This is a genomic window from Microbulbifer okhotskensis (genome assembly GCF_023895975.1).
Taxonomy (GTDB): Bacteria; Pseudomonadota; Gammaproteobacteria; order Pseudomonadales; family Cellvibrionaceae; genus Microbulbifer; species Microbulbifer okhotskensis.
In genome coordinates, this window is the sequence record NZ_JALBWM010000169.1 from 1 (window position 1) to 5,517 (window position 5,517).

1 protein-coding gene is annotated in these 5,517 nt (G+C 46.8%); it reads right to left on the reverse strand.

Annotation, left to right across the window (positions count from 1 at the left end):
• Positions 1–5,401: SpvB/TcaC N-terminal domain-containing protein (locus tag MO867_RS20205; RefSeq protein ID WP_252472453.1), on the reverse strand; the 5,401-nt coding region annotated here is incomplete at its 3' end.
• Between the last annotated feature and the right edge of the window lie 116 nt (positions 5,402–5,517).

The following is a 5,517-nucleotide window of genomic DNA, read 5'->3' on the forward strand; positions in this document are numbered from 1 at the left end:
TAATTTTTTCAACTGAACCTAGATGGTCCCTATGGACATATTGGTACTCCCCAGTGGTTCCTACTGTATCAGTGATAGCCACATGTTGAACTGAGCCACTCAAGCTGATGCGCTTGACTGCTGTGATTGTGGCATCATGTAAAGGCCATACCACTTCAAAGTTGCCTACGAAAAAAGTCTTTTCTCTTTTGAGCTGACCATTCTCCATCCAACTACTTTCGCGATAGTAGCGCTGGCCATCCGGCCCATATTTAAACTGGTCCTTCGCGGTAGGTGTACTATCGCTTTGACTGCTACCCAGGACAATTTCTGTGGGCAATTGCCGGGCATTCGAACTGATCCATTTATCATCGCCCGTGGTTGCGTCATAGTACTCGATCGCACCATTTGCATCGTAATACAGACTGTGGGAGATGCCATCAATAGTGACATTGCTGACTGCGTTGGGGCCAGCATTACCAAACTCACCATATTGGTAACCCGTTACTTGAGTATCATCGCTCACACTGGAGGTTTTCGAAAGGATATTACCCAGTTTATCGTATTGGGTGCTGAGTATCCGGTCACCTCCAACCACCATCGTGGCATCTTCTAGACGATTGAGACCGTCATAACTAAAATTTTCCTGTTTCTGCAACACTTGGGAGTCACTGTAGGTAAGACGACTTTCCAAGGTGCCGTTGGAGCGCCAGTGGTATTCATTATTTTGTATTTGCCCTCCATCGGTCTCGATCGTTTTCAAGCGGCCTGTATTGGGATCATAAGTGCGATCAGTAACCAGGCCATTGCCGTAGATTTCCTGCTCTACTTGGCCCCTGGCATTGATATTGTTAAACGTTTGCAGGAGATTACTACCAGAAGCATCACTGCTTAAGCTGCGGAGATAACCCCGATCATTATATAAATAATGGGCTTCTACACCGTTGGGATAAGTTACTTTATCCATACGGCCGTGACTATCGTAGTCATACCCATGGCGGTAGCTGGAACTCATTCCATCAATCACTATAGACGTCGTAATATCGTCCAACTTACTATCGGAAAGGTAAACGTACTTTTCAGAGAATACCTCTGTGCCGCTTTCTGTGTAGCTACAACTTTCCAAACTACCTCTTGCATTGGTGGCATCGTATTCCCATTTTGCCAAGCCATCATCATCGCTCTGTTCAAGCAATCGACCTAATTGGTCGTAGAGGTAAGTAATATTTTGGTTTTTATTATCAATCTGCCGATCTAATTCACCAAAGGCGTTGTAACTACTGACCACTGTACCCAGATTGGGGTCAATCAGCTTAGTACGGAAGCCGGCGTAATCAAACACAAAACTGGATTCAATATTGCGACTGCTCCCGGTAACGTTAACGGTTTTTGGCAGACCTGTGGCGTAGTAGGAGTAATCAGTGGATACCGCTTCACCAGTAGCGTCATCTACCGTGTGGACCAGGTTGCCAGTAGGGTCATAGTAACTCTCCCTCACTTGATATATGGTTCCACTGCCTCCCATAACAGACTCGGTGACACTGACCTTGACCTGTTTGCCGCTACCTCCATGATTCACTGCGTAGTCGATGTCAACCGTGCTGCCATCTGCTTTTTCAATAAAATTGAGGCGGTTACGCAAATCGTAATCATAACTGGCGATAGGTTTGTAACCGTCTATCGCTACTGCTCCCTGGGCAAAGAAAGGTGCAGTTTCCAGGGCAAGGCGGCCTTGCAGGTCATACTTAAACTCACGACGGGATACATTGCTACCTGAGAACGCTTGAACATCCTGCTGCACCAGACGGCCCAGCTGATCGTAATAGTACTCTGAGGTGGGAGTAATATCTGAGTCGGTCTGCACCCAGAAAGGAACCTCAATACCACCAACTGTGGGGCAGATACCGTGGCAGAAATTGTACTGGCTGGTAAACACGACGTTGTCGGCATTGGTACGCTCTACTTCGCGACCAAAGGGGTCGTATTGGACGCTGCTGGATTGGCTGTTTGCATCCGTTATCTGGGTAACACTGCCGAAGCGAGCGTCATAGCCCAAAGTCATTGAGTGATTCAGGCTATTACTTAGACTGGTGGGGTAGCGCCGATCTGCAAAGGCGCCCCCTACTGTTGTACTGCGGGTTTGAGTGCCTGCACCATTGATAGAGGCATCGATCTTACCTGTAGCGGTTTCACTTTTTATGTTGCCGTACGCATCGTAGTCATAGGTCACCACCATTTGGTACTGAGCATCGCCGGGGTATTGAGTTAGTGTCTGTACTCTGTTTGTGTTGGAATAAGGAACCATGGTGCTACTGGCTTCCTGGTCCGGCGTGCCAGCAACATCACCACTAAAGTAGCGTTGCTCCTGGGCACTAGGAAAGCCTATCAACCATTGACCGCTGGCACGATTGTCCAACAGGGTCGTGCTCTCTACACTGCGCTGAATATCGCTGTAACTTGTAGCTGGTAGGACCTCTCCCCAAACACTCTGGGTATCACTGAATTGAGTACTTCCGACAATACGGGTGGTATTGGAAGTACCGCTGAGCAAATCACCAGTATCTCCAAAAGGAAGTGTTTGTGGAAAACTATCACTTAAGACATATCCGAGGTTTTCTCCCCCCTCCAGAAGCGCGTCCAGGCTCTGGGCAACATAGGGGAAATAAGTGGTGCTACTTCCCGCTTCAAGTTCAAGCGTATCGTAGCTGAATCGCTGATTAGTCAGCAGTTCACCAAATTGATAGTTATTGTGGTACTGGATCTGCCGCGCTACCTTTCCAAAGTATGGAAAATCTTTGCGGAACTGGCGGTAGGTGACGATATTGGCTTCGGTATCGTAAATACGCTGGGCGGTATAGCCGAGGAAACCCCAGTGTTTGTCACTAGTCAGTCCCACGCCTTGATATGCATATTCGGTAGTATGCCACCCTTGAGTGTAACCATTGGAGCGCTGTAACTTGGTAACAACAGTTCGATAGTCCCCATTGACAGCCAGCTCTTGACTGGCATCTGGAATCGAGCCAACAGAGCCAAACAGGGCAGCCCCCTCTTCAAAGCGACCTACCTCCTCTTCTCCAGAATTGTCGGAGATTCGCTCCAGAACAAATTTTGTCTGTGCTCCCAGACCATTAGTAATAGTTTCGATCCCGGTTTCAAAATCATCGGGATTACCAGAGTCGGTGAATTTCCAACTTAGCTCCAATGGAGGCAGGCATTGGCGCCCACTACCATTTTCTCCATAACCACACATCTGTACCTGTTTTAGGCGGCGATAGTGATCTTGGTTAGGATCAGCAGGCTCTTCTTCGGATATCAGCTTATATTCCCTATGCAAAGCACCATCAAGACTGACACGAATATGATGCAGCAGAACCAGCTGCTCTTGCTGGATATCTTCTAAGGGTACTGGTGGGGCATCTGTACGGGTGCCGTACTGAAATTCAATTTTTGCATCCCCCTGATTACCATAGGTAATTTCTAGGGGGTAATTGATCCCCTCAATAATATCCCGGTGGTACTTGTACTCCATGGTATTGCCAAAAGCATCGGTGACTTTATTCAGGCTCCAGGCGAAATGCGGGGACTCCTCAGCTTTTAAACGGCTATCTGCTGTAGATCCGTATTCATTCACTGAGCCATTGGGAGTCTTCACTTTAAACCAGGGCTTGCCGTCACTGTCTTCCTGTAATTCAATTAGCCGGAAGCTATCACGGAGAGTTCGATACTGTGCGCCTTCTTCCCAGTGAGTACCAGACACAAGTACCAGCGGTTCGCCATCCAGGCAAAGTGAATCATTTTCATCGAGCTTAACTCTGTCAATTTTCGGGCGATTCACCACACAGCGTCGGATACTGCTCAATCCACTCAATCGCCAGCCATATCCCAAAATATCTTCAGGAAGCGATTCATTCATGCGCTTCTGGAAGCGGGCACTGGTGTAATACAAAGAAATATTAGGCTGCAATCCATTAACCCCAGGAGCAGACTGCAGGGGTACATTGATAATTGCATTCCCAGATGCACTAACATCGGCATTATAAGGTAAGGTTCCAGGGGAATCTGCGACCTCAGTGCTCACTGCCGGGGCCTCATCAGTATTGGCCAGGCTGTGCACTTTAATCCAGGGGCTTAGAACTGACGCACATTCAAAGTCATTACAAGCATTTAGCCTATATTGATAAGTGCCCGGCTCACTGCCGCCATCAAAATAACTAGTACCGGTCGTGCTTGCGACCTTGGTTTGCCAGTTATTTCCATCACCTTTACGGAGGCGTTCCAGTTGGTAGCTACTGGCCCCAACATCTTTCCATGTAATAACTTGATCAAGCTTAAAGAACTGTGTTTTTAAGTCATCACTAAATTCAGGTTCCGGTGGTGTAGGAGGGTTAAGTTGCTTAGTGCTTGACCATGGGCCGCAATCGTTGGATTGATTACATGCGCGTACACGGAATTTATAGACAACCGCTTCAATATCTTGACCGGTCGTCGATTTGTTAATAGTTGCAGTGGTTGTTTTACCGAGATTACTATCGAAAACATTACTGTAACCGCTGCCATCTACACTCCACTCCAAATCATAACTATCTACTGGGTCGGAAGGGTCGGGATCACTGACAGACTGCCACTTTAACTGGAAGCTTGTCCCAGTTAATGTACTACCGCCAGGCTCAAGCCAGCCACCAACTTGCTCAGGATAATGCTTTACATTAAGTGTAGATGAGGTGCGCCAACCACTGTACTGATAGTAGCTGCCGATCTTTACATAGGCGCGCACTCTGTATGCATAAGCTCCACTGGGCATAGTGCCCGTTGTAGTTGGCAGTGAGCGCGTACGAGTGTTTTTTCCTACTTCTGGACAGCTACTACTTGACTGCCAGCTCCCATTGGTTTTTTGACACCATTGATAACCAGAGACCAAAGGCCCTTCACTAGATGCGCCCCAATTTATAGTGAACTTCCCATTAGTATCAGTGCTGCCACTTTCAATAGTGCTAGATGTGAATCCAATACTTGCCGGGGTGTTAGGTTTAAATGCCACATTGATGACATCCTCCCCATGGTCAGTCTCATAGGGATTACTCCATCCTCCACAAGAGAAAGGAAAAGTGTCTTGAATGACATTACACCGGGAAACAGTTGCGACAAGCTCATATGTATATTGCGCTGAAGTACTCACCGTAACAGAGATACTTCCACTTGTATCATCAACACTAAGCCCGCTAAAAGTACGATTGACCGTACCATTTTTAAGCTCGACCATTTTTAGAGATGATAAGTGGTAGTCTCTAGATGAACCATAACTATGTGAATAGGAAACTGTGTACTTCCCTGAATTACTAGTCGATGGAACATCAACAGCCGCTAGGGTTCTTCCACATATAAACCCAAGCAATACAAATAACAGCACTTTAAAGGAACGCATATGAATATCATCGGTCACTAAAAAAAAGCGAGACTACCAGAGTGATTTATTAAAATAAAATGTAACTATTCAGCACTAAATACAAAGTTTCCCAAAAAATATATTCATGAGACAAT